Annotated in this window: 26 protein-coding genes and 1 tRNA gene; 21 read left to right on the top strand and 6 right to left on the bottom strand. The window is 65.4% G+C overall.

Annotated features, from left to right (window positions below; all coding sequences use genetic code 11):
- The first annotated feature begins 51 nt into the window (after window positions 1-51).
- From K0H49_RS09040 to ubiA, 3 genes are all read left to right on the top strand, one after another.
- Window positions 52-1,017: a LysR substrate-binding domain-containing protein gene (locus K0H49_RS09040; protein WP_219211298.1), complete on the top strand. Its 966-nt coding sequence runs from the start codon at window positions 52-54 to the stop codon at window positions 1,015-1,017.
- 112 nt (window positions 1,018-1,129) lie between these two features.
- Window positions 1,130-1,741, top strand: coding sequence for a Dps family protein (locus K0H49_RS09035; protein ID WP_307886031.1), 612 nt, complete (start codon window positions 1,130-1,132; stop codon window positions 1,739-1,741).
- Between the two features lie 68 nt (window positions 1,742-1,809).
- The gene (ubiA, locus tag K0H49_RS09030; RefSeq protein ID WP_219211295.1) at window positions 1,810-2,706 is read left to right on the top strand and encodes a 4-hydroxybenzoate octaprenyltransferase; all 897 of its coding nucleotides are present in this window, start codon (window positions 1,810-1,812) and stop codon (window positions 2,704-2,706) included.
- On the opposite strand, the gene proC is transcribed toward ubiA, so the two are convergent.
- The gene (proC, locus tag K0H49_RS09025; RefSeq protein WP_219211292.1) at window positions 2,703-3,542 is read right to left on the bottom strand and encodes a pyrroline-5-carboxylate reductase; all 840 of its coding nucleotides are present in this window, start codon (window positions 3,540-3,542) and stop codon (window positions 2,703-2,705) included. The two genes, ubiA and proC, sit on opposite strands and share 4 nt — an antisense overlap.
- 269 nt (window positions 3,543-3,811) lie before the next feature.
- Between proC and rplN the strand changes: the two genes are divergently transcribed.
- From rplN to K0H49_RS08935, 18 genes are all read left to right on the top strand, one after another.
- Window positions 3,812-4,180 (top strand): 50S ribosomal protein L14, encoded by a 369-nt coding sequence (rplN, locus tag K0H49_RS09020; RefSeq protein WP_068630284.1) that lies wholly within the window; start codon window positions 3,812-3,814, stop codon window positions 4,178-4,180.
- Between the two features lie 12 nt (window positions 4,181-4,192).
- On the top strand, window positions 4,193-4,510 hold the full coding sequence (rplX, locus tag K0H49_RS09015) for a 50S ribosomal protein L24 (RefSeq protein ID WP_183028311.1): 318 nt from the start codon (window positions 4,193-4,195) through the stop codon (window positions 4,508-4,510).
- Between the two features lie 11 nt (window positions 4,511-4,521).
- Window positions 4,522-5,061: a 50S ribosomal protein L5 gene (rplE, locus tag K0H49_RS09010; RefSeq protein WP_219211277.1), complete on the top strand. Its 540-nt coding sequence runs from the start codon at window positions 4,522-4,524 to the stop codon at window positions 5,059-5,061.
- Window positions 5,062-5,069: 8 nt separating this feature from the next.
- Window positions 5,070-5,375, top strand: a complete 306-nt coding sequence (rpsN, locus tag K0H49_RS09005; RefSeq protein WP_219211276.1) for a 30S ribosomal protein S14 — start codon at window positions 5,070-5,072, stop codon at window positions 5,373-5,375.
- Window positions 5,376-5,395: 20 nt separating this feature from the next.
- Window positions 5,396-5,791 (top strand): 30S ribosomal protein S8, encoded by a 396-nt coding sequence (gene rpsH / locus K0H49_RS09000; protein WP_183028314.1) that lies wholly within the window; start codon window positions 5,396-5,398, stop codon window positions 5,789-5,791.
- A gap of 24 nt (window positions 5,792-5,815) precedes the next feature.
- The gene (rplF, locus tag K0H49_RS08995; protein WP_219211273.1) at window positions 5,816-6,349 is read left to right on the top strand and encodes a 50S ribosomal protein L6; all 534 of its coding nucleotides are present in this window, start codon (window positions 5,816-5,818) and stop codon (window positions 6,347-6,349) included.
- A gap of 14 nt (window positions 6,350-6,363) precedes the next feature.
- A complete protein-coding gene (rplR, locus tag K0H49_RS08990; RefSeq protein WP_183028380.1) occupies window positions 6,364-6,729 on the top strand; it encodes a 50S ribosomal protein L18 in 366 nt (121 codons plus the stop codon).
- A gap of 18 nt (window positions 6,730-6,747) precedes the next feature.
- A complete protein-coding gene (gene rpsE, locus K0H49_RS08985) occupies window positions 6,748-7,266 on the top strand; it encodes a 30S ribosomal protein S5 (RefSeq protein WP_140840889.1) in 519 nt (172 codons plus the stop codon).
- Window positions 7,267-7,280: 14 nt separating this feature from the next.
- Entirely contained in the window at window positions 7,281-7,466 is a 186-nt protein-coding gene (gene rpmD / locus K0H49_RS08980) for a 50S ribosomal protein L30 (protein ID WP_219211270.1), read from the top strand.
- Between the two features lie 11 nt (window positions 7,467-7,477).
- A complete protein-coding gene (rplO, locus tag K0H49_RS08975; RefSeq protein ID WP_219211267.1) occupies window positions 7,478-7,909 on the top strand; it encodes a 50S ribosomal protein L15 in 432 nt (143 codons plus the stop codon).
- 23 nt (window positions 7,910-7,932) lie between these two features.
- Window positions 7,933-9,243: a preprotein translocase subunit SecY gene (gene secY / locus K0H49_RS08970; protein WP_140840883.1), complete on the top strand. Its 1,311-nt coding sequence runs from the start codon at window positions 7,933-7,935 to the stop codon at window positions 9,241-9,243.
- A 65-nt stretch (window positions 9,244-9,308) separates the two neighbouring features.
- Window positions 9,309-9,422 carry a 50S ribosomal protein L36 gene (gene rpmJ, locus K0H49_RS08965; protein WP_140840881.1) on the top strand — a complete coding sequence of 38 codons (114 nt, stop codon included), beginning with the start codon at window positions 9,309-9,311 and terminating at the stop codon, window positions 9,420-9,422.
- 25 nt (window positions 9,423-9,447) lie between these two features.
- Window positions 9,448-9,813, top strand: coding sequence for a 30S ribosomal protein S13 (rpsM, locus tag K0H49_RS08960; protein ID WP_093243005.1), 366 nt, complete (start codon window positions 9,448-9,450; stop codon window positions 9,811-9,813).
- 13 nt (window positions 9,814-9,826) lie between these two features.
- Window positions 9,827-10,231, top strand: a complete 405-nt coding sequence (gene rpsK / locus K0H49_RS08955; RefSeq protein ID WP_009124825.1) for a 30S ribosomal protein S11 — start codon at window positions 9,827-9,829, stop codon at window positions 10,229-10,231.
- Between the two features lie 131 nt (window positions 10,232-10,362).
- Window positions 10,363-10,986 (top strand): 30S ribosomal protein S4, encoded by a 624-nt coding sequence (gene rpsD, locus K0H49_RS08950; RefSeq protein WP_219211260.1) that lies wholly within the window; start codon window positions 10,363-10,365, stop codon window positions 10,984-10,986.
- A 125-nt stretch (window positions 10,987-11,111) separates the two neighbouring features.
- On the top strand, window positions 11,112-12,101 hold the full coding sequence (locus tag K0H49_RS08945; protein ID WP_219211259.1) for a DNA-directed RNA polymerase subunit alpha: 990 nt from the start codon (window positions 11,112-11,114) through the stop codon (window positions 12,099-12,101).
- Between the two features lie 110 nt (window positions 12,102-12,211).
- Window positions 12,212-12,607, top strand: coding sequence for a 50S ribosomal protein L17 (rplQ, locus tag K0H49_RS08940; RefSeq protein ID WP_219211257.1), 396 nt, complete (start codon window positions 12,212-12,214; stop codon window positions 12,605-12,607).
- 18 nt (window positions 12,608-12,625) lie between these two features.
- Window positions 12,626-12,702 (top strand) — tRNA-Met (locus K0H49_RS08935).
- Window positions 12,703-12,871: 169 nt separating this feature from the next.
- On the opposite strand, the gene K0H49_RS08930 is transcribed toward K0H49_RS08935, so the two are convergent.
- The 5 genes from K0H49_RS08930 to K0H49_RS08910 are packed head-to-tail and all read right to left on the bottom strand — an operon-like array spanning window position 12,872 to window position 19,240.
- Window positions 12,872-14,101, bottom strand: a complete 1,230-nt coding sequence (locus K0H49_RS08930; RefSeq protein WP_219211254.1) for an HDOD domain-containing protein — start codon at window positions 14,099-14,101, stop codon at window positions 12,872-12,874.
- A 22-nt stretch (window positions 14,102-14,123) separates the two neighbouring features.
- The gene (gene flgL / locus K0H49_RS08925) at window positions 14,124-15,320 is read right to left on the bottom strand and encodes a flagellar hook-associated protein FlgL (protein WP_219211252.1); all 1,197 of its coding nucleotides are present in this window, start codon (window positions 15,318-15,320) and stop codon (window positions 14,124-14,126) included.
- 35 nt (window positions 15,321-15,355) lie between these two features.
- Window positions 15,356-17,242, bottom strand: coding sequence for a flagellar hook-associated protein FlgK (flgK, locus tag K0H49_RS08920; protein WP_219211250.1), 1,887 nt, complete (start codon window positions 17,240-17,242; stop codon window positions 15,356-15,358).
- 15 nt (window positions 17,243-17,257) lie between these two features.
- Window positions 17,258-18,112, bottom strand: coding sequence for a flagellar assembly peptidoglycan hydrolase FlgJ (gene flgJ / locus K0H49_RS08915; protein WP_374122352.1), 855 nt, complete (start codon window positions 18,110-18,112; stop codon window positions 17,258-17,260).
- Window positions 18,113-18,121: 9 nt separating this feature from the next.
- Window positions 18,122-19,240 (bottom strand): flagellar basal body P-ring protein FlgI, encoded by a 1,119-nt coding sequence (locus tag K0H49_RS08910; protein ID WP_219211248.1) that lies wholly within the window; start codon window positions 19,238-19,240, stop codon window positions 18,122-18,124.
- Window position 19,241 lies beyond the last annotated feature (1 nt).

The following is a 19,241-nucleotide window of genomic DNA, read 5'->3' as shown; positions in this document are numbered from 1 at the left end:
AAACCCCCGGCCCGATCGGGTCGGGCCCCTTGCGCATAATTGACGCAAGCTATGACTCTCACCGAACTCAAATACATCGTCGCAGTGGCCCGTGAGCGGCACTTCGGCAAGGCGGCAGAGGCCTGCTACGTTTCCCAGCCGACGCTGTCGGTCGCGATCAAGAAGCTCGAGGACGAACTCGAGGTGAAGCTGTTCGAGCGCAGCGCGGGCGAGGTCACGGTCACGCCGCTGGGCGAGCAGATCGTGCAGCAGGCGCAGAGCGTGCTCGACCAGGCCGCCAGCATCAAGGAGATCGCCAAGCGCGGCAAGGACCCGCTGGCGGGCGCGCTGAACCTCGGCATCATCTACACCATCGGCCCCTACCTGCTGCCCGACCTGGTGCGCCAGAACATCGCGCGCACGCCGCAGATGCCGCTGATGCTGCAGGAGAACTTCACCGTCAAGCTGCTGGAGATGCTGCGCGCCGGCGAGATCGACTGCGCCATCATGGCCGAGCCCTTTCCCGACACCGGCCTGGCCATCGCGGCGCTCTACGACGAGCCCTTCGTCGCGGTGCTGCCGGTCCACCATCCGCTGGCCGCCAACGAGTCGATCAGTTCGGACGAGCTCAAGAACGAGACCATGCTGCTGCTGGGCGCGGGCCACTGCTTCCGCGACCACGTGCTCGAGGTCTGCCCCGAGTTCGCGCGCTTCTCGAGCAATGCCGAAGGCATCCGCAAGAGCTTCGAGGGCTCGTCGCTCGAGACCATCAAGCACATGGTGGCCTCGGGCATGGGCGTGACGCTGGTGCCGCGGCTGTCGGTGCCGGCCGAGGCGCTCAAGCCCAAGGCCAAGGGCCGCAAGGAGCCCGAGCAGATCGTGCGCTACCTGCCGGTGCGCGACGGCGACGGGCGCGAGCCGCCGACGCGCCGCGTGGTGCTGGCCTGGCGCCGCAGCTTCACGCGCTACGAGGCGATCGCGGCCTTGCGCAATGCGATCTATGCCTGTGAACTGCCCGGCGTGAAGCGGCTCTCCTGAGCGCGCGGCGGTGCGGCCAATGGCTGCGATAGAGTCTCGCTGTTGCGACTGGGCCCACCGGCCTCTACAGTCGTGCTGGCATCCACCATCCCACCATCAACGAGGAGTCGTCATGGCCAAAGCCCCGAGCAACAACAAGTCCCCCAAGAAAGCCAAGCCGCTGAGCACCGCCGCTGCGCCGAGCGGCGTCGGCAAGGTGCCGACCAAGGGCGGCACGCAGGTCGCGCAGGAATCGGGCAGCCGCAACGCACCGATCATCAACATCGGCATCGAACGCCAGGACCGCGCGGCCATCGCCGAAGGCCTGAGCCGCGTGCTGGCCGACACCTACACGCTCTACCTCACGACCCACAACTTCCACTGGAACGTGACCGGCCCGCACTTCAACTCGCTGCACGCGATGTTCATGGGCCAGTACACCGAACTCTGGAACTCGACCGACGTGCTGGCCGAGCGCATCCGCGCGCTGGGCCACTACGCGCCGGGCTCGTATGCCGAGTTCAGCAAGATCGCCACCGTGCCCGACGTGCCGCAGACGCCGCCCAAGGCCATGGAGATGGTGCGCATCCTGGTCAAGGGCCACGAAACCGTGTCGCGCATCGCGCGCGAGTTCATCCCCGTGGCCGAAGAGGCCGGCGACGATCCGACCGCCGACATGCTGACCGCGCGCTGCACGGTGCACGACCAGACCGCGTGGATGCTGCGCTCGCTGCTCGAAGAGTAAGCGGCCCCCGGCCCCGCGGGGCCTGCGCACGAGAGCGGCACAATGGCCGCTCTTTTTTTGTCCGCCGCATGCCTGCCAGCCGTCTCTCCCTGTACCTCGACCTGATCCGCTGGAACCGGCCCGCCGGCTGGCTGCTGCTGCTGTGGCCCACGCTGGGGGCGCTGTGGTTCGCGGCCGGCGGGTGGCCGGGCTGGCACCTGCTCGCGGTGTTCGTGCTCGGCACCATCCTCATGCGCAGCGCCGGCTGCTGCGTCAACGACGTGGCCGACCGCGACTTCGATCGCCACGTCAAGCGCACGGCCCAGCGGCCGGTCACCAGCGGCGCGATCTCGGTCAAGCAGGCGCTGGCGCTGGGCGGCGTGCTGGCGCTGGTGGCTTTCGGCCTGGCGCTCACCACCAATGCGGCGGTGATCGTCTGGTCCTTCGTCGGGCTGGGCGTGACCCTGTTCTATCCCTTCGCCAAGCGCTTCGTCTCGCTGCCGCAGGCGGTGCTGGGCATTGCCTTCTCGATCGGCATCCCGATGGCCTTCTGTGCCGCCGGCGGGGCCGATGTGCCCGCCGCCGAGGCGTTCTCCCGTGTGCCGGGCCACGGCTGGGCGCTGCTGATCGGCAACCTGTGCTGGGTGCTGGCCTACGACACCGAGTACGCGATGGTCGACCGCGACGACGACCTGAAGATCGGCATGAAGACCTCGGCCATCACCTTCGGCCGCTTCGACGTGGCGGCAGTGATGCTCTGCTACGCGGTCTTTCTGGTCGTCTGGGGCGTGGTCGGCGTGCGGGCGGGGCTGGGCCTGCCCTTCTTCGTCGGCCTGGCCGCCGCGGCCGCGCAGGCGCTGTGGCACGGGGTGCTGATCCGCGATCGCACGCGTGAAGGCTGCTTCAAGGCCTTCCGCCTGAACCACTGGCTGGGCTTCGCGGTCTTTGCCGGCATCGTGGCCGACTTCGCACTGCGCGGTCTTTAGGCGCCGCCGAATTCCTTCGCCAGTTCGCGCGCCCGCTGCTCGGCCGCGCGGATGGCGCGCTTGAACTGCGCCTTGACGCCGGCCGCCTCGAGCGCGCTGAGGGCGGCGTAGGTGGTGCCGCCCTTGGACGTGACGCGCTCGCGCAGCACTGCCGGCGGGTCTTCCGAGGCGCGGGCCAGCGCCGAGGCACCGGTGAAGGTGCCGACGGCCAGGCGCTGGGCCTGTTCCGGCGGCAATCCCATCTCGATGCCGGCTTCGGTCATGGCCTCGATGAAATAGAAGACGTAGGCCGGGCCCGAGCCCGAGACGGCCGTGACCGCGTCGAGCGCGGCCTCGCCGTCGACCCACAGCAGGTCGCCGGTCGGGGCCAGCAGCTGCTCGACCTGCACCCGTTCCTCGGCGCTCACGGCCGGGCGGGCGAACAGGCCGGTCATGCCCTGGCCGACCAGCGCGGGCGTGTTGGGCATCGCGCGCACGATGCGCTCGCCGCCCAGCCAGCGGGCGATGCTGTCCGAGGGGATGCCCGCGGCCACGCTCAGGTGCAGCGCGTCGGGCGTCCAGGGCTGGACCGCCCGGGCGGCCTCGGCGAAGGTCTGGGGCTTGACCGCCCAGACCACAATCTTGCAGCGGGCCAAGGCGGCGCCGGCCTCGGCCTGGGCGGCGAGGCCGAACTGCGCGGCCAGGCGCGCGCGGGCTGCTTCGAAAGGTTCGACCACCTCGAAGGTTTCGGGCGGCAGGCCCTGGCGGATCAGCCCGCCCAGGATGGCGCTGGCCATGTTGCCGCCCCCGATGAAGGCGATGGGGGGCAGGGCGGCGGCGTGGTCTTGCTGGGGCATGGGAGGTCGACGTGGCAAGGTGGAGGGAAGCGTGCGCGGGGCACGGGCCGATTGTCGCCCCGACGCCACGGCCCGCTCAAAGCTTTGGAAAACAGGTCGTTGACATGCGGGGTTCGGCATGTGACAATCGCGGGCTTCGCTTCAAAAAGGCGAAGCTTTCCGCCCATACGAAGGCGCTCCAAGTGGTTTGGGGCGTTGACGACGGGCCCAAGACTGACTGCGGTGCTGCCATGAGGCGGTTTCTCGGTACAAGTTGGGAACCAATCGAAATGATCCAAACTGAATCCCGGCTCGAAGTGGCCGACAACACGGGCGCGAAATCCGTCCTGTGCATCAAGGTGCTCGGTGGCTCCAAGCGGCGTTATGCCAGCGTGGGCGACGTCATCAAGGTCAGCATCAAGGAATGCGCCCCCCGTGGTCGCGTCAAGAAGGGCGAAATCTACAGCGCCGTCGTGGTGCGTACCGCCAAGGGCATCCGTCGTGCAGACGGTTCGCTCGTCAAGTTCGACGGCAATGCCGCCGTTTTGCTCAACGCCAAGCTGGAGCCGATCGGCACCCGCATCTTCGGACCGGTCACGCGCGAACTGCGCACCGAGAAGTTCATGAAGATCGTCTCGCTGGCTCCCGAAGTTCTGTAAGGACACAACGCCATGAACAAGATTCGCAAAGGCGACCAGGTCATCGTGTTGGCCGGTCGTGACAAGGGCAAGCGCGGCACCGTCTCGCTGCGCAAGGACGACTCGCATCTGATCGTCGACGGCATCAACATCGTCAAGAAGCACACCAAGCCGAACCCCCTCAAGGGTACGACCGGTGGCATCACCGAAAAGACCATGCCGATCCATCAATCCAACGTGGCCATCTTCAATGCTGCGACCGGCAAGGCCGATCGCGTGGGCATCAAGATCGCCGACGGCAAGCGCGTGCGGATCTTCAAGTCCAGCGGCGACGAAATCAAGACCGCCTAAGGAGCATTCAGATGGCACGTCTCCAACAAATCTACCGCGAAAAGATCGCGAAAGACCTGACCGAAAAGTTCGGCTACAAGTCGCCGATGCAGGTTCCGCGCATCACCAAGATCACCCTGAACATGGGTGTCGGTGAAGCCGTTGCCGACAAGAAGGTTCTCGACAACGCTGTCGGCGACCTGACCAAGATCGCTGGCCAAAAGCCTGTCGTGACCAAGTCGAAGAAGGCCATCGCCGGCTTCAAGATCCGCGAAATGCAACCGATCGGCTGCATGGTCACGCTGCGCGGCGTGCAGATGTATGAGTTCCTGGACCGTTTCGTGACCATCGCGCTGCCGCGTGTTCGCGACTTCCGCGGCATCTCCGGCCGTGCGTTCGATGGCCGTGGCAACTACAACATCGGCGTGAAAGAGCAGATCATTTTCCCCGAGATCGAATACGACAAGGTCGATGCCCTGCGCGGTCTCAACATCAGCATCACGACGACGGCAAAGAACGACGAAGAGGCCAAGGCGCTTCTCGCCGGCTTCCGTTTCCCGTTCAAGAACTGAGGCGAACCGTGGCTAAACAATCCCTGATCCAGCGCGAAATCAAGCGCGACAAGCTGGTCGCCAAGTACGCAGCGAAGCACGCCGAACTGAAGGCGACTTCCAACGACACCAAGAAGAGCGACGAAGAGCGCGCTGCTGCACGCCTGGGCCTGCAAAAGCTCCCGCGCAACGCCAACCCGACGCGCCAGCGCAATCGTTGCGCCATCACCGGCCGTCCGCGTGGCACCTTCCGTCAATTCGGTCTGGCCCGCGCCAAGATCCGCGAACTGGCTTTCAATGGCGACATCCCCGGTGTCACCAAGGCCAGCTGGTAAGCCAGGCAGGAGCAAAAAACATGAGCATGAGTGATCCCATTGCCGACCTGTTGACGCGTATCCGTAACGCGCAAATGGTGGCGAAGCCGACCGTGTCGATCCCGTCTTCCAAGGTGAAGGCCGCGATTGCACAAGTCCTCAAGGACGAAGGCTACATCGACAGCTTCGAAGTGAAGACCGAAGACGGCAAGTCCGAACTCGTCATCACGCTGAAGTACTACGCTGGCCGCCCGGTCATCGAGCGCATCGAGCGCGTGAGCCGTCCCGGCCTGCGTGTCTACAAGGCCAGCGCAGCCATTCCGCAAGTCCAGAACGGCCTCGGCGTCGCCATCGTCACGACCCCCCAGGGCGTGATGACCGACCGCAAGGCGCGCGCTACCGGTGTCGGTGGCGAAGTCCTGTGCTACGTCGCCTAACCGAGACATCAAGGAGTTACTGAAATGTCCCGAGTAGGAAAAATGCCCGTCACCATCCCCGCTGGCGTGGATGTGTCGATCAAGGAAGACCAGATCAGCGTCAAGGGTTCGGGCGGTTCGCTCAACCTGGCCCGCAACCCCCTGGTCAACGTCGTGAACAACGACGGCAAGCTGAGCTTCGAGCCCGCCAACGATTCGCGCGAAGCGAATGCGATGAGCGGCACGCTGCGCCAGCTGGTCAACAACATGGTGGTCGGTGTGACGAAGGGCTTCGAGAAGAAGCTCAACCTCGTCGGCGTCGGCTACAAGGCTGCAGCTTCGAACAACAAGCTGAACCTGCAAGTCGGATATTCGCACCCGGTCAACTTCGACATGCCGCAAGGCATCACCGTTGCCACCGCGACCCCGACCGAAATCGTGATCAAGGGTGCTGACCGTCAGCGCGTTGGTCAAATCGCCGCTGAGATCCGCGCTGTTCGTCCGCCTGAGCCTTACAAGGGCAAGGGCATCCGTTATTCGGACGAGAAGATCGTGATCAAAGAGACCAAGAAGAAGTAAGGGGCAGCAAAATGATGTTGACCAAAAAAGCACAGCGTCTGCGCCGCTCGCGTCAGACCCGCATCCGGATCGCGACGCAAGGCGTGGCCCGTCTGACGGTGAACCGCACCAACCTGCACATCTATGCCACCGTCATCTCTGGCGACGGCACCAAGGTGATCGCGACTGCATCGACGGCCGAAGCCGAAGTTCGCAGCACGCTCGGCGGTTCCGGCAAGGGCGGCAATGCCGCTGCCGCCACCGCGATCGGCAAGCGCATCGCTGAAAAGGCGAAGGCTGCCGGCGTCGAGAAGGTTGCTTTCGACCGCGCAGGTTTCGCGTACCACGGCCGCGTCAAGGCGCTGGCCGACGCAGCCCGCGAAGCCGGCTTGCAGTTCTAACCGGACACGAGATTCAAAATGGCAAAGATTCAAGCAAGAACGCAGAACGAAGGACCCGAGGACGGTCTGCGCGAGAAGATGATCGCGATCAACCGCGTCACCAAGGTGGTGAAGGGTGGTCGTATCCTCGGTTTCGCAGCATTGACCGTGGTCGGTGACGGCGACGGCAAGGTCGGCATGGGCAAGGGCAAGTCGAAGGAAGTGCCTGCTGCCGTGCAGAAGGCCATGGAAGAAGCCCGCCGCAACCTGTTCAAGATCTCGATCAAGAACGGCACGCTGCACCACCGCGTGACGGGTCACCATGGCGCCGCTTCGGTGGTCATGATCCCCGCTCCCAAGGGTACCGGCATCATCGCTGGCGGCCCGATGCGCGCCGTGTTCGAAGTGCTGGGCATCACCGACATCGTGGCCAAGAGCCATGGTTCGTCGAACCCCTACAACATGGTCCGCGCCACGCTGGACGGCCTGAAGAACTCGACGACTGCGTCGGCCGTGGCTGCCAAGCGCGGTCTGACGGTCGAAGAGCTGTTCGCTTGAACGGGAGCATCGATATGACGACCCAACAACAAACCGTCAAGGTGCAGCTGGTGAAGAGCCCGATCGGCACCAAGGAATCGCATCGCGCGACCGTGCGTGGCCTCGGCCTGCGCAAGATCAACAGCGTGAGCGAGCTGCAAGACACGCCCGCAGTGCGCGGCATGATCAACAAGATCAGTTATCTGGTCAAAGTTCTGTAAGAGAGACTGATATGGAACTCAATGGCATCAAGCCCGCAGCCGGCGCCAAGCACGCAAAGCGTCGCGTCGGTCGCGGTATCGGCTCCGGCATCGGCAAGACCGCAGGTCGCGGTCACAAGGGCCAGAAGTCGCGCGCAGGTGGCTTCCACAAGGTGGGCTTCGAAGGCGGTCAAATGCCTCTGCAGCGCCGTCTGCCGAAGCGCGGCTTCAAGTCGCAGACGCTCAAGTACAACGATGAAGTCACGCTGACGGCGCTGGAAGCCCTCGGCCTGGCCGAAGTCGACCTGCTGGCACTCAAGCAGGCTGGCCTCGTCGGTCACATGATCAAGGTCGTCAAGGTCATCAAGACCGGCGAACTGACCAAGGCCGTCAAGCTGACGGGCATCGGCGCTACCGCCGGCGCCAAGGCAGCCATCGAAGCTGCCGGCGGCAGCGTCGCCTGAAGTCGGACTGAGAGAGATCCCTCGTGGCAACTAACGCGGCAACGCTCGCAAAAACAGGCAAGTTCGGCGACCTGCGTCGTCGGCTGGTCTTTTTGCTGCTCGCACTCGTGGTGTACCGGATCGGCGCGCACATTCCTGTTCCGGGCATCAACCCGGACCAGCTGGCGCAGTTGTTCCAGGGGCAGCAGGGCGGGATCCTGAGCCTGTTCAACATGTTCTCGGGCGGTGCGCTGTCGCGCTTCACCGTGTTCGCGTTGGGCATCATGCCGTACATCTCCGCGTCGATCATCATGCAACTGATGACCTACGTGGTGCCGACCTTCGAGCAATTGAAGAAGGAAGGCGAGGCAGGGCGGCGCAAGATCACGCAGTACACGCGTTATGGCACTTTGGGCCTCGCGCTGTTCCAGTCCTTCAGCATCGCAGTGGCACTCGAATCGTCGGCCGGCCTGGTGATCGCACCTGGCTTCGGCTTCCGGCTCACCGCCATGATCAGCCTCACGGCCGGTTCGATGTTCCTGATGTGGCTCGGCGAGCAGATCACCGAACGTGGTCTGGGCAATGGCATCTCGATCCTGATCTTCTCGGGTATCGCAGCCGGTCTGCCCAGCGCCGTCGGCGGCTTGGCTTCCCTGGTGACGACCGGCGCGATGAATCCCATCGTGGCCATCTTCATCATCGCAGTCGTGGTGCTGGTGACCTACTTCGTGGTGTTCGTCGAACGCGGCCAGCGCAAGATCCTCGTGAACTATGCGCGTCGCCAGGTGGGCAACAAGGTCTATGGTGGCCAGTCGTCGCACCTGCCGCTGAAGCTGAACATGGCTGGCGTGATTCCGCCGATCTTCGCATCGTCGATCATCCTGCTGCCGGCCACCGTCGTGGGCTGGTTCAGTACCGGTGACAGCATGCGCTGGATCAAGGACATTGCCGGAGCACTCACACCGGGTCAGCCGATCTATGTGATGCTCTATGCTGCTGCGATCGTCTTCTTCTGCTTCTTCTACACGGCTCTCGTGTTCAACAGCAAGGAAACGGCCGACAACCTCAAGAAGAGCGGTGCGTTCATCCCGGGCATTCGTCCGGGTGATCAGACGGCCCGCTACATCGACAAGATCCTGGTTCGCCTGACGTTGGCTGGCGCGGTGTACATCACCTTCGTCTGCCTGCTGCCGGAGTTCCTGATCCTCAAGTACAACGTGCCGTTCTATTTTGGCGGCACCTCCTTGCTGATCATCGTGGTCGTGACGATGGACTTCATGGCCCAGGTACAGAACTACATGATGTCGCAGCAGTACGAATCACTGCTCAAGAAGGCCAACTTCAAGACATCGTAGGACTGGCGTTTCAAGTATTGAGTCCGGGCGGCTGACGCCACGTTAAACAGTTTTAGGAGAATGAAATGAGAGTTTCGGCTTCGGTCAAACCCATCTGCCGTAATTGCAAGGTCATCCGCCGCAAGGGTGTGGTTCGTGTGATCTGTTCTGACCCGCGCCACAAGCAGCGCCAGGGTTAAGTCAAAGAAGTATTAGAGGACGCACATGGCACGTATTGCAGGCATCAACATCCCGCCGCACAAGCACGCTGAAATCGGCCTGACCGCCATTTTCGGTATCGGACGCACCCGCGCCCGTCAAATCTGCGAAGCGAGCGGCATCGAATATTCGAAGAAGATCAAGGATCTGACCGACGGGGATCTCGAAAAGATCCGCGACCAGATCGCTCTCTTCACCATTGAAGGCGATCTGCGCCGCGAAACGACGATGAACATCAAGCGCTTGATGGACATCGGTTGCTACCGCGGCTTCCGTCATCGCCGTGGCCTGCCGATGCGCGGCCAGCGCACGCGCACCAATGCCCGTACCCGCAAGGGTCCGCGCAAGGCCGCGCAGTCCCTGAAGAAATAAGGATTGAAACAGCATGGCTAAAGCTCCTGCCAATAACGCCGCACAGCGCGTCCGCAAGAAGGTTCGCAAGAACGTTGCAGACGGTATCGCTCACGTGCACGCCTCGTTCAACAACACGATCATCACGATCACGGACCGCCAGGGCAACGCCCTGTCGTGGGCCTCGTCGGGTGGCCAGGGCTTCAAGGGTTCGCGCAAGTCGACGCCTTTCGCAGCCCAGGTGGCGTCGGAAGTGGCCGGTCGTGCTGCTGTCGAACAAGGCATCAAGAACCTCGACGTCGAGATCAAGGGCCCCGGCCCCGGTCGCGAATCGTCGGTGCGCGCCCTGGCTGCGCTCGGCATCCGGATCAATTCCATTGCCGACGTGACCCCGGTTCCGCACAACGGTTGCCGTCCCCAAAAGCGTCGTCGCATCTAAGCGTCGATGCCCTAGCGCAGTCTGCTTCACAGCGGCTGCGCGTTTTGTTTTCAACAAGCCCACCGCCATCGGCACGCCGCTGATGGCTCCTGCAGACAGACTCTGCAGCAGATGACACAAAGGAAGATCACGTGGCACGCTACCTCGGCCCCAAGGCCAAACTCTCCCGCCGTGAAGGCACCGACCTGTTCCTGAAGAGCGCTCGCCGTTCGATCCAGGACAAGTCGAAGTTCGACTCCAAGCCCGGCCAGCACGGTCGCACTTCGGGTCAGCGCACCTCCGACTTCGGCCTGCAACTGCGTGAAAAGCAGAAGGTCAAGCGCATGTACGGCGTGCTGGAAAAGCAATTCCGCCGCTACTTCGAGGAAGCCGATCGCCGCCGTGGCAACACCGGCGCGAACCTGCTGTTCATCCTCGAATCGCGCCTGGACAACGTCGTCTACCGCATGGGCTTCGGCTCGACCCGCGCTGAAGCACGTCAGCTGGTGTCGCATCGCGCGATCACCGTGAACGGCCAGTCGGTCAACATCGCGTCGTACCTGGTCAAGACCGGTGACGTGATCGCCGTGCGCGACAAGTCGAAGAAGCAGACCCGCATCGCAGAAGCGCTGCAACTGGCTGCACAGGTCGGCATGCCGGCCTGGGTCGACGTGAACGCCGACAAGGCAGAGGGCGTGTTCAAGAAGGTTCCGGATCGCGACGAGTTCGCTGCCGACATCAACGAATCGCTGATCGTCGAACTGTATTCGCGTTAAGCGGACCCAACGAGCCGCACCGCGCGGCTCGTTTTTGTTTTTTTGTTCCCGCCGGGATCGATTCCGCCGGGCGCTTCACCAGCCTTACCGGTGTAACGAACCGGGGGTATTGAGAGGAAGTCTGCATGCAAACCACCCTGCTGAAACCCAAGACCATCCAGGTCGAGCAAATGGCCGCCAACAAGGCAAAGGTCACGCTCGAGCCTTTCGAGCGCGGCTACGGCCACACGCTCGGCAACGCGCTGCGTCGCGTGCTGCTGTCGTCGATGGTCGGTTATTCGGCCACCGAAGTCACGATCGCCGGCGTGCTCCACGAGTACTCGTCGATCGATGGCGTCCAGGAAGATGTCGTCAACATCCTGCTGAACCTCAAGGGTGTGGTGTTCAAGCTCCACAACCGCGACGAAGTCACGCTGAGCCTGCGCAAGGACGGTGACGGCCCGGTGCTGGCATCGGACATCCAGACGCCGCACGACGTCGAGATCATCAACCCCGATCACGTGATCGCGCATCTGTCGCAAGGCGGCAAGCTCGACATGCAGATCAAGGTTGAAAAGGGTCGCGGCTATGTGCCCGGCACGATGCGCCGTTATGCGGACGAACCGACGAAGTCGATCGGCCGCATCGTTCTCGATGCGTCGTTCTCGCCCGTCAAGCGCGTGAGCTACATCGTCGAAAGCGCCCGTGTCGAACAGCGCACCGACCTCGACAAGCTGCTGATCGAAATCGAAACCAACGGTGCCATCACCGCTGAAGATGCGGTTCGTGCTTCGGCCAAGATCCTGGTGGAACAGCTGGCTGTGTTCGCGCAGCTCGAAGGCGGCGAACTCGCTGCATTCGACGCACCCGCGCCGCGCAGTGCACAGCAGTTCGATCCGATCCTGCTGCGCCCGGTCGACGAGCTCGAGCTCACCGTGCGTTCGGCCAACTGTCTCAAGGCCGAGAACATCTACTACATCGGCGACCTGATCCAGCGCACCGAGAACGAGCTGCTCAAGACCCCCAACCTGGGTCGCAAGTCGCTCAACGAAATCAAGGAAGTGCTCGCTTCGCGCGGCCTGACCTTGGGCATGAAGCTCGAGAGCTGGCCCCCGGCCGGCCTCGATAAGCGATAATCCGCGATTCGGCCAAAAAGTAATCGGCCCCCGCTTCGCGAGAAGCAGGCCAGTGCAATGGGCAGTACCTGATACGGCTGCCTGTTTTTATAAAGTAAAGGAAAAGCACCATGCGTCACGGACACGGACTCCGCAAACTCAACCGCACCAGCTCGCACCGCCTTGCGATGCTGCAGAACATGATGAACTCGCTCATCGAGCACGAAGTCATCAAGACCACGGTCCCCAAGGCCAAGGAACTGCGCCGCGTCATCGAACCGATGATCACGCTGGCCAAGAACCCCACGCTCGCGAACAAGCGCCTGGCATTCGACCGCCTGCGCGACCGCGACAGCGTCGTCAAGCTCTTCGCCGATCTGGGCCCGCGTTTCGCGGCGCGTCCGGGCGGCTACACGCGCATCCTGAAGATGGGTTTCCGCGTGGGCGACAACGCGCCGATGGCATTGGTCGAACTGGTCGATCGTCCCGAAATTAAAGAATCTGATGCGCAAAGCGCCGCAGAATAAGGTATACTTCTAGCTTGCCGCGCGATGGAGCAGCCTGGTAGCTCGTTGGGCTCATAACCCAAAGGTCGCAAGTTCAAATCTTGCTCGCGCAACCAACATATCAGCCTACCAGCTGATACCCAAAACACCCACTTTTCAGTGGGTGTTTTGCTTTGTGCGTTCGATGTTGGCAAGACGTCGAACGCGTCCTCGAGGGGCGAAAAAAAGCCAGGTCTGCACCTGGCTTCGCCGATTCGGCGGCGTGTCAGCGAACGCTCGGAACGCTCAGCGTGTCAGGGCCGACAGCGTGCGCAGCAGCGCCCGATTGATCTCTTCCGTGCCCATCTCGTAGGCCTGCCGCAGTGCACGCAGCGGCTGCGGATCTTCCGATTCGAGCGCGAAGGCGACCTGCAGCGAGGGCGCATAGGGCCCGGTGCCCGAGATCGCGGCCGTCACGATGCGATCGGCCAGCGGAATGCGTGCGAAGCTGGCGCGCAGCGGCTCGTCGAGCACCAGGTCGAGCTGGGCGAACAGGCCGCACAGATAGACCTCCCGGCGCAGATCGTCCTCGATGCCGGCATCCATCAGATGCTCCATCAGGTGGCCGCGCATCACCATGGTCGCATTCACGGGGCGCAGGTTGGCGTCCTCGCTGGCGTGCGGCAACTGCTCGGCCAGCCACGTGTTGAGGGCCCGGAAGCCCAGCATCATGAAGCCGTGGCGCAGCGAGGAGACCCCGTTGCGCAGCCCCAGCCCGGCCGAGTTGAGGTACAGAAACAGCCGGTAGGCCAGGCTGGGTTCCTGGCCGAACATCTGCTCGATGCGGTCGAGCGACTGCTCGCTGTCCAGCGCATTCATCGCCTGCACGATGGTGCGGCGGGTCGGCGGCAGGGGCTGGCCGGCGTAGCGGTGCAGCACGTCCTCGGTCGGCCAGCCGGCCACGGCCCAGGCACCTTGCTGGTCCAGTGCGTGCTCGGCCAGTGCGCGGCTGGCCACGCCTTCGACCAGCGCATTGGCACCGATCGGGCTGTCGGTCGCACGGCCGAGCATGCGGCCACCGGCCACGGCCTGACGTGACTTGAGCGCGGCCTGCAGTGCATTGGCCGCATCCGCGGGCGCCAGGCGCAACGCGCGTTGCTTGGCCCACCGGTCGGCGCCGGCATCGGCCAGCGCCGTCGGCGCGCCGCTCGCGAGCAGATGCACGCCGCGCTGATGGGCCATCCGCAGCGCGTCGCGCACACCGGCCTGGTCGCGCCATGCGGCCGGCACCACGATCGCCGGGCCACCGGCGGTGGCGTGGGTCAGCAGGCCGGCGAGCAGGTCGGGGGCACTGGGCGAGAGCAGCAGCAGGGGCGACTCGGCCGACCATTGCTCCGCCAGGGTTCGCAGCAGATGCTGCCCGTCGATGCCCTGGTCGTCGGCGTGCACGAAGAGTTGCACGCCGGCCAGCGCGCGGGCCTTGTTCCAGAGAGGGCGATAGCCCAGGGTGAGACTGCCGAGTACCGATTGCGCCATGAAGAAAATGACCGTGCAGCCATCAGCTGAGGAAGTTGAACAGGGAAAGCTTCTGGATCTGTGCGTAGGAGCCGAGGGCCGCCGAATAGACGGTCTCCTGCGTCTTGAAGTCCGACAGCGCCTTGACCACGTCGAGGTCTTCGGCACGTGAGCGATCGGCCTCGAGCTGAAGACTGCGCGAAGCCTGCCGATCGCTGATGTTGTCGACGCGGTTGAGCAGGTCGCCGGCACGGCCGCGCGAGGCCGACAACCGCGAGCTGGCCGCGTCGATCTGCGACAGCGCCTGGGCCACGGTCTGCGCCACGGCGCTGCCGCTGGTGCCGTCGCGCACGCCGGCGATGGCCTGGTCGAGCACGCCGAACAGGCTGGTGCGGGTGCTCGGCGCGATCTCCAGCGATTCGCCCGCGCCCGGTGTGCCGCTGGCCACCAGCGACAGGCCGTCGAAGCTGATCGCCTGGCCGCTCTTGTAGGGCTGCGCGGATTGCACGGCCGTGTTGGTGGTGGTGTCGATCACGTCGTACTGCGTCACGCCTGCGTTCACGCTGAAGCTGATGCGGTAGCCGTGGCCGGTGAGCGCCGTGGGATCGGTGACCTTGCCGGCGTCGCTCGAGACCTTCGAGGTGCCTGCGCCCAGCGCGACGGTGAACACGCCATTGCCCGTGGGCACGTCCATCCAGGTCGCATGGCCGTCGAAGGAGGCCGGCACCGCCACCTCGCCCGCCGCGGCCTGGCCCGCGATGCCCTGGTAGCTCACGCCCGCGCCGCCGCCGTCCACGAAAGGCGCTTCGGTGCTGCCCAGGCCGCCGAACAGCGGCTGGCCATTGCTGTCCTTGACGTTGGCATAGCCCAGCAACTGATCGCGCAAGGTGCCGAGCTGCTGCGCGATGCTCACGCGGTCGCTGGCCGACAGGCCCGGGTTGCCGGCCTGCACGACCAGCGTGCGAAAACTCTGCATCGCCGAGACCGCATCGCCGAGCGTCGACTCGGCCGTGGCCACCGCGTTGCGCTGCACCTCCAGCGAGCGCTGGTCGGCCGTCACACGGGCCATGCGGGTCTGGGCACGTTCGGCCTGGGCGGCGGCGGTCGGGTCGTCGCTCGGGCGGATCACCCGCTTGCTCGCGGCCATCTGCTCCTGCAGGCGGGAGAGCTGCGATTGCCGTGCCGTGAGCTGGCTCAGCGCGTTGTCGTAGGTGTTGGTGGTCGCGAGGCGTGTGTTCATGGCGTTCTCTGTGTTCCGGATTCGGCGCCGCGGCCTCAGGCCATGCCGTGCAGCAGCGAGTCGAAGATGTTCTGCGCGATCTGGATCATCTTGGCGGAGGCCTGGTAGGCCTGCTGGTACTGCATCAGCTTGGCCGCCTCCTCGTCGAGATTGACGCCCGAGCCGTTGGCCCGCTCGGTCTCCAGGTTGGTGGCGATGCTGCCCGACACGTTGGCCGCGTATTGCGCGCTCTGCGAGCGCACGCCGATCTGCGCCATCAGGCCCGCGTAGCCGTCGACCATCGACGCGCCGTCGAACATCGACTTGTCGCGCAGTCCGGCCAGCGCGCCGGCGTTGCCGGTGCCGAAGCCGCTGTAGCCGGGCGTCGCCGCCTGCACGGTGATCACGTCGCCGGCCTTGGGCGTGCCGCTGAGCGCCAGCGACCAGCCATTGAACTGGATCGGCTGACCGGCCACGTAGGCCTGGCCTGTCGGATTGCCCGTGCCGGTGCCCGACACGCTGTAGCTGCCGTCGGCCGCGAAGGTCAGCGTGACCGTGGCACCCCGGTTCGGATCGTTCGACGTGGCCGCCAGCGAGGCCACGCTCACGCTGCCGGTGTTGGCCGTGCCGGGCCGGGCCTCGACCGGGCTGGCCGCGGCGATCTCGCGCGGCGACGTCATGGCCATCGCCACGCCGCCCGCCGCATTGGCGTAGGGCTTGAGGACGAAGCTGTCACCGGCCGCGGGCGTGCCGCCGTTGAGCTCGAAGGTCAGGCCGTCGATCTGCAGCGGCAGCGGGCCGGCGAAGCTGCTCACCTTGCCGTCGGACAGGCGGGTCACCTCGATCGCGCCGCCGCTGCCGAAGTTCACCTGGTACGAGGACGCCACCAGCGCGCTGGCATCGCTCACCGTGGCGCCGAGCGCCGCGGTGCCGGTGTTGGCGGCGTTGCCCTGTGCATCGGGAATCGCGATCGGGCGGAACATCGCCGCCCCCGGATGGCCATCGAGGTCCAGCCCGAGCTGGTTCTGCGCGTTCAGCTCGGTCGTGATCGCCAGCGCCATGCGCCCGAGCCCGTCGCGCGCGGCGGCGAGGTCGGTGTTCTGAAAACGCAGCAGGCCGGCCACCGCACCGCCGCCCAGCGTGGCTTCGTTCAGCGGCGTGCTGAGCGCCCCGCGCGTCACGGCCAGCTGGCGGGTGCCGTCTTCACCGATCGACAGCGACATCGTCGCGGCGCTGGTGCCCAGCACCAGGGCCTGGCTGCCGACGAACACGCTGAGCGTGCCGTCGCCCGCATCCACCGTCGTGACCTGCACCTGCAGGCCCAGAGAGCGCACCAGCTGGTCGCGCTGGTCCAGCAGATCGTTCGGGCTCTGGCCGCTGCCGTTGGCGCGGGCGATCTGGGTGTTCAGCGAGGCGACGCGCTGGGCCATGCTGTTGATCTCGGTCACGGCGTCGCCGAGCTGCGCGTTCACGCCCCGCTGCAGGTCGTCGAGTTGCGACTGGGCGTTGCGAAAGCGCGAGGCCATCTCGTCGGCGCGCGTCAGCACCACGTTGCGTGCGCTGATGTCCTTGGGCGCACTGGCCACGTTGGTGAAGGCATTGAGCATGTCGCTCACCGAGGCGCCCAGGCCGCTGGCGCCGCCCTTGAAGATGTCTTCCAGCGAGCCCAGGCGGTCGGCGCGGGTCGCGTCCATGGCCGCCACCGACTGCGCCAGCGAGGCCTGGCGCGTGAGGAACTCGTTGTGTGCCCGCTCAATGGTGCTCACTGTCACGCCGCTGCCGATGTAGCCGCTGCCGGTGTACTGTCCCGGCACCTGCTGCAGCACCGCGCTCTGGCGCGAATAGCCGACCGTGCTGGCGTTGGAGATGTTGTGGCCGGTGGTGGACAGCGCCACCTGGTTGGCGAGCAGGGCCCGCGTGCCGATGTTGAGCAGGGAACTCATGGGAAGGGACTTGCCTTATGCCTGTTGGGAGCGCTGGATCTGCAGGGTCGAATTGATGGCCCGGCTCAACTTGGCCGCATAGGCCGGGTCGGTGGCGTAGCCGGCGCGCTGCAGCTCGGTGGCATAGGCCGCGGCCGAGCCGGTGCTGGCGCGCGCCTGCGCGTAGCGCGGGCTTTCGCCGATCAGCCGTGCGTAGTCGCGAAACGACGCCTCGTAGGAGTCGTAGGCGCGGAACCTGGCCGACACCTTGCGCGGCTCGCCGTCGATGTATTCGGTGGTGGTGATGGTGGCCACCTTGCCGGTCCAGCCCGGGCCGGCCTTGATGCCGAACAGGTTGAACGAATTGCCGCCGTCGGCGTTGCGGATCTCGCTGCGGCCCCAGCCGGTCTCGTGGCCGGCCTGGCCGATCATGAAGCTCGACGGAATGCCGGTGGCCTGGGCCACGCGCTCGGCCGCCGCGGTGTGCTGCGAGACGAATCCGCTCTGCGAGGCCGTCGGATTGATGCGCGTCGCGGCCGATGGCAGCGACACGGTCGGCACGCTGCCGCGCGCATTGCCCGTCATCTGCTGCGTGAGCTGGCGCGCGATCGCGTCGGTCAGCCCGCCGGGCATGCCCGACAGCTGCACCGCGAACTGCTGGTCGAGCAGGTCGGTGCCCAGCTTCTCGCCGTCGCTGTCCATCAGGCCCGACTTCATCGTCGCCTCGCGCATGCTCTTGAGCAGCTCGCGCATGAACAGCGACTCGAACTGCTTGGCCGCCTCCTTGATCGCCTTGGGATCGTTTGCGCCCGCGGCGAGCTTGAGCGAATCCAGCGAACGCGCGTCGGCCGCGAGGCTGTTGCTGTTCATCGCCGGGATCGAGTTCGAGATCGCCACGGCTTATATGACTTCGAGTTCGGCGTTCATGGCACCCGAGGCCTTGATGGCCTGCAGGATCGCGAGCAGGTCCTGCGGCGTCGCGCCCAGCGCATTCAAGGCGCGCACCACGTCCGACAGCTGCGGCGAATTCGGCACCTGGATCAGGATGCCCGGCTCCTGCTTGATCTGGATGCTGGCCTGCTCGGCCACCACCGTGCGGCCACCCGACAGCGGCGCGGGCTGGCTGATCACCGGCGTCGAGCTGATCGTGACCGACAGGTTGCCGTGCGCGATCGCGCAGGGGCCCAGCGTCACGGCCTGGTTCAGCACGATCGAACCGGTGCGGGCGTTGATCACCACCTTGGCTGCCGGCGCGGCCTGCTCGAGCGTGATCTCCTCGAGTTCGGCGATGAAGTTCACGCGGGCGTTGGCCTCGGTCGGCGCACGCACTTCGACCGAGCGGCCATCCAGGGCGCGCGCGGTGCCCAGGCCCATCTTGCGGTCGATGGCCTGTGCCACGCGGCGAGCGGTCTGGAAGTCGGCCGCGTTGAGGCCTAGCGTCACGCTGTCGCCCTCGTGCAGCGGCGAAGGCACGCTGCGTTCCACCTGCGCACCGTTGGGCACGCGGCCCGCGCTCAGGTGGTTGATCTGCACCTTGCTGCCGCCGGCCGACGCGCCCGCGCCGCCGACCACCAGGTTGCCCTGCGCCAGCGCGTAGATCTCGCCGTCGGCGCCGCGCAGCGGCGTCGCCACCAGCATGCCGCCCTTGAGCGACTTGGCATTGCCCATCGACGACACGTTGATGTCCAGGGTCTGGCCGGGCTGCGCGAAGGCCGGCAGTTGCGCGGTGACGATCACGGCCGCCACGTTCTTCAATTGCAGCTGGGCCGCGCGGTTGTCGGGCAGCGTGATGCCCAGCTGCTGCAGGTAGTTGGCGACGCTCTGCGTGGTGTAGGGCATCTGCGTGGTCTGGTCGCCGGTGCCGTCGAGGCCCACCACCAGGCCGTAGCCGGTCAATTGGTTGCTGCGCACGCCCTGCACGGCGGCCAGTTCCTTGATGCGCACCGCGTGGGCGGCGGGCAGCAGCAGCGCGATCAGTGCGACCGAAGCCAGCAGTCGGCGAAGAAGAAGGCTGTGCATG

It is taken from the genome of Variovorax boronicumulans (genome assembly GCF_019352895.1).
Lineage (GTDB): Bacteria > Pseudomonadota > Gammaproteobacteria > Burkholderiales > Burkholderiaceae_C > Variovorax > Variovorax boronicumulans_A.
This window is presented reverse-complemented; position numbering and strand designations above follow the sequence as displayed.

Excerpts from the sequence above, each read along its gene's own strand:
- K0H49_RS09040 (WP_219211298.1), top strand. The coding sequence starts at position 52 with ATGACTCTCACCGAACTCAAATACATCGTCGCAGTGGCCCGTGAGCGG.
- K0H49_RS09035 (WP_307886031.1), top strand. The coding sequence starts at position 1,130 with ATGGCCAAAGCCCCGAGCAACAACAAGTCCCCCAAGAAAGCCAAGCCG.
- ubiA (WP_219211295.1), top strand. The coding sequence starts at position 1,810 with ATGCCTGCCAGCCGTCTCTCCCTGTACCTCGACCTGATCCGCTGGAAC.
- proC (WP_219211292.1), bottom strand. The coding sequence starts at position 3,542 with ATGCCCCAGCAAGACCACGCCGCCGCCCTGCCCCCCATCGCCTTCATC.
- rplN (WP_068630284.1), top strand. The coding sequence starts at position 3,812 with ATGATCCAAACTGAATCCCGGCTCGAAGTGGCCGACAACACGGGCGCG.
- rplX (WP_183028311.1), top strand. The coding sequence starts at position 4,193 with ATGAACAAGATTCGCAAAGGCGACCAGGTCATCGTGTTGGCCGGTCGT.
- rplE (WP_219211277.1), top strand. The coding sequence starts at position 4,522 with ATGGCACGTCTCCAACAAATCTACCGCGAAAAGATCGCGAAAGACCTG.
- rpsH (WP_183028314.1), top strand. The coding sequence starts at position 5,396 with ATGAGCATGAGTGATCCCATTGCCGACCTGTTGACGCGTATCCGTAAC.
- rplF (WP_219211273.1), top strand. The coding sequence starts at position 5,816 with ATGTCCCGAGTAGGAAAAATGCCCGTCACCATCCCCGCTGGCGTGGAT.
- rplR (WP_183028380.1), top strand. The coding sequence starts at position 6,364 with ATGTTGACCAAAAAAGCACAGCGTCTGCGCCGCTCGCGTCAGACCCGC.
- rpsE (WP_140840889.1), top strand. The coding sequence starts at position 6,748 with ATGGCAAAGATTCAAGCAAGAACGCAGAACGAAGGACCCGAGGACGGT.
- rpmD (WP_219211270.1), top strand. The coding sequence starts at position 7,281 with ATGACGACCCAACAACAAACCGTCAAGGTGCAGCTGGTGAAGAGCCCG.
- rplO (WP_219211267.1), top strand. The coding sequence starts at position 7,478 with ATGGAACTCAATGGCATCAAGCCCGCAGCCGGCGCCAAGCACGCAAAG.
- rpmJ (WP_140840881.1), top strand. The coding sequence starts at position 9,309 with ATGAGAGTTTCGGCTTCGGTCAAACCCATCTGCCGTAATTGCAAGGTC.
- rpsM (WP_093243005.1), top strand. The coding sequence starts at position 9,448 with ATGGCACGTATTGCAGGCATCAACATCCCGCCGCACAAGCACGCTGAA.
- rpsK (WP_009124825.1), top strand. The coding sequence starts at position 9,827 with ATGGCTAAAGCTCCTGCCAATAACGCCGCACAGCGCGTCCGCAAGAAG.
- K0H49_RS08945 (WP_219211259.1), top strand. The coding sequence starts at position 11,112 with ATGCAAACCACCCTGCTGAAACCCAAGACCATCCAGGTCGAGCAAATG.
- rplQ (WP_219211257.1), top strand. The coding sequence starts at position 12,212 with ATGCGTCACGGACACGGACTCCGCAAACTCAACCGCACCAGCTCGCAC.
- K0H49_RS08930 (WP_219211254.1), bottom strand. The coding sequence starts at position 14,101 with ATGGCGCAATCGGTACTCGGCAGTCTCACCCTGGGCTATCGCCCTCTC.
- flgL (WP_219211252.1), bottom strand. The coding sequence starts at position 15,320 with ATGAACACACGCCTCGCGACCACCAACACCTACGACAACGCGCTGAGC.
- flgK (WP_219211250.1), bottom strand. The coding sequence starts at position 17,242 with ATGAGTTCCCTGCTCAACATCGGCACGCGGGCCCTGCTCGCCAACCAG.
- K0H49_RS08910 (WP_219211248.1), bottom strand. The coding sequence starts at position 19,240 with ATGCACAGCCTTCTTCTTCGCCGACTGCTGGCTTCGGTCGCACTGATC.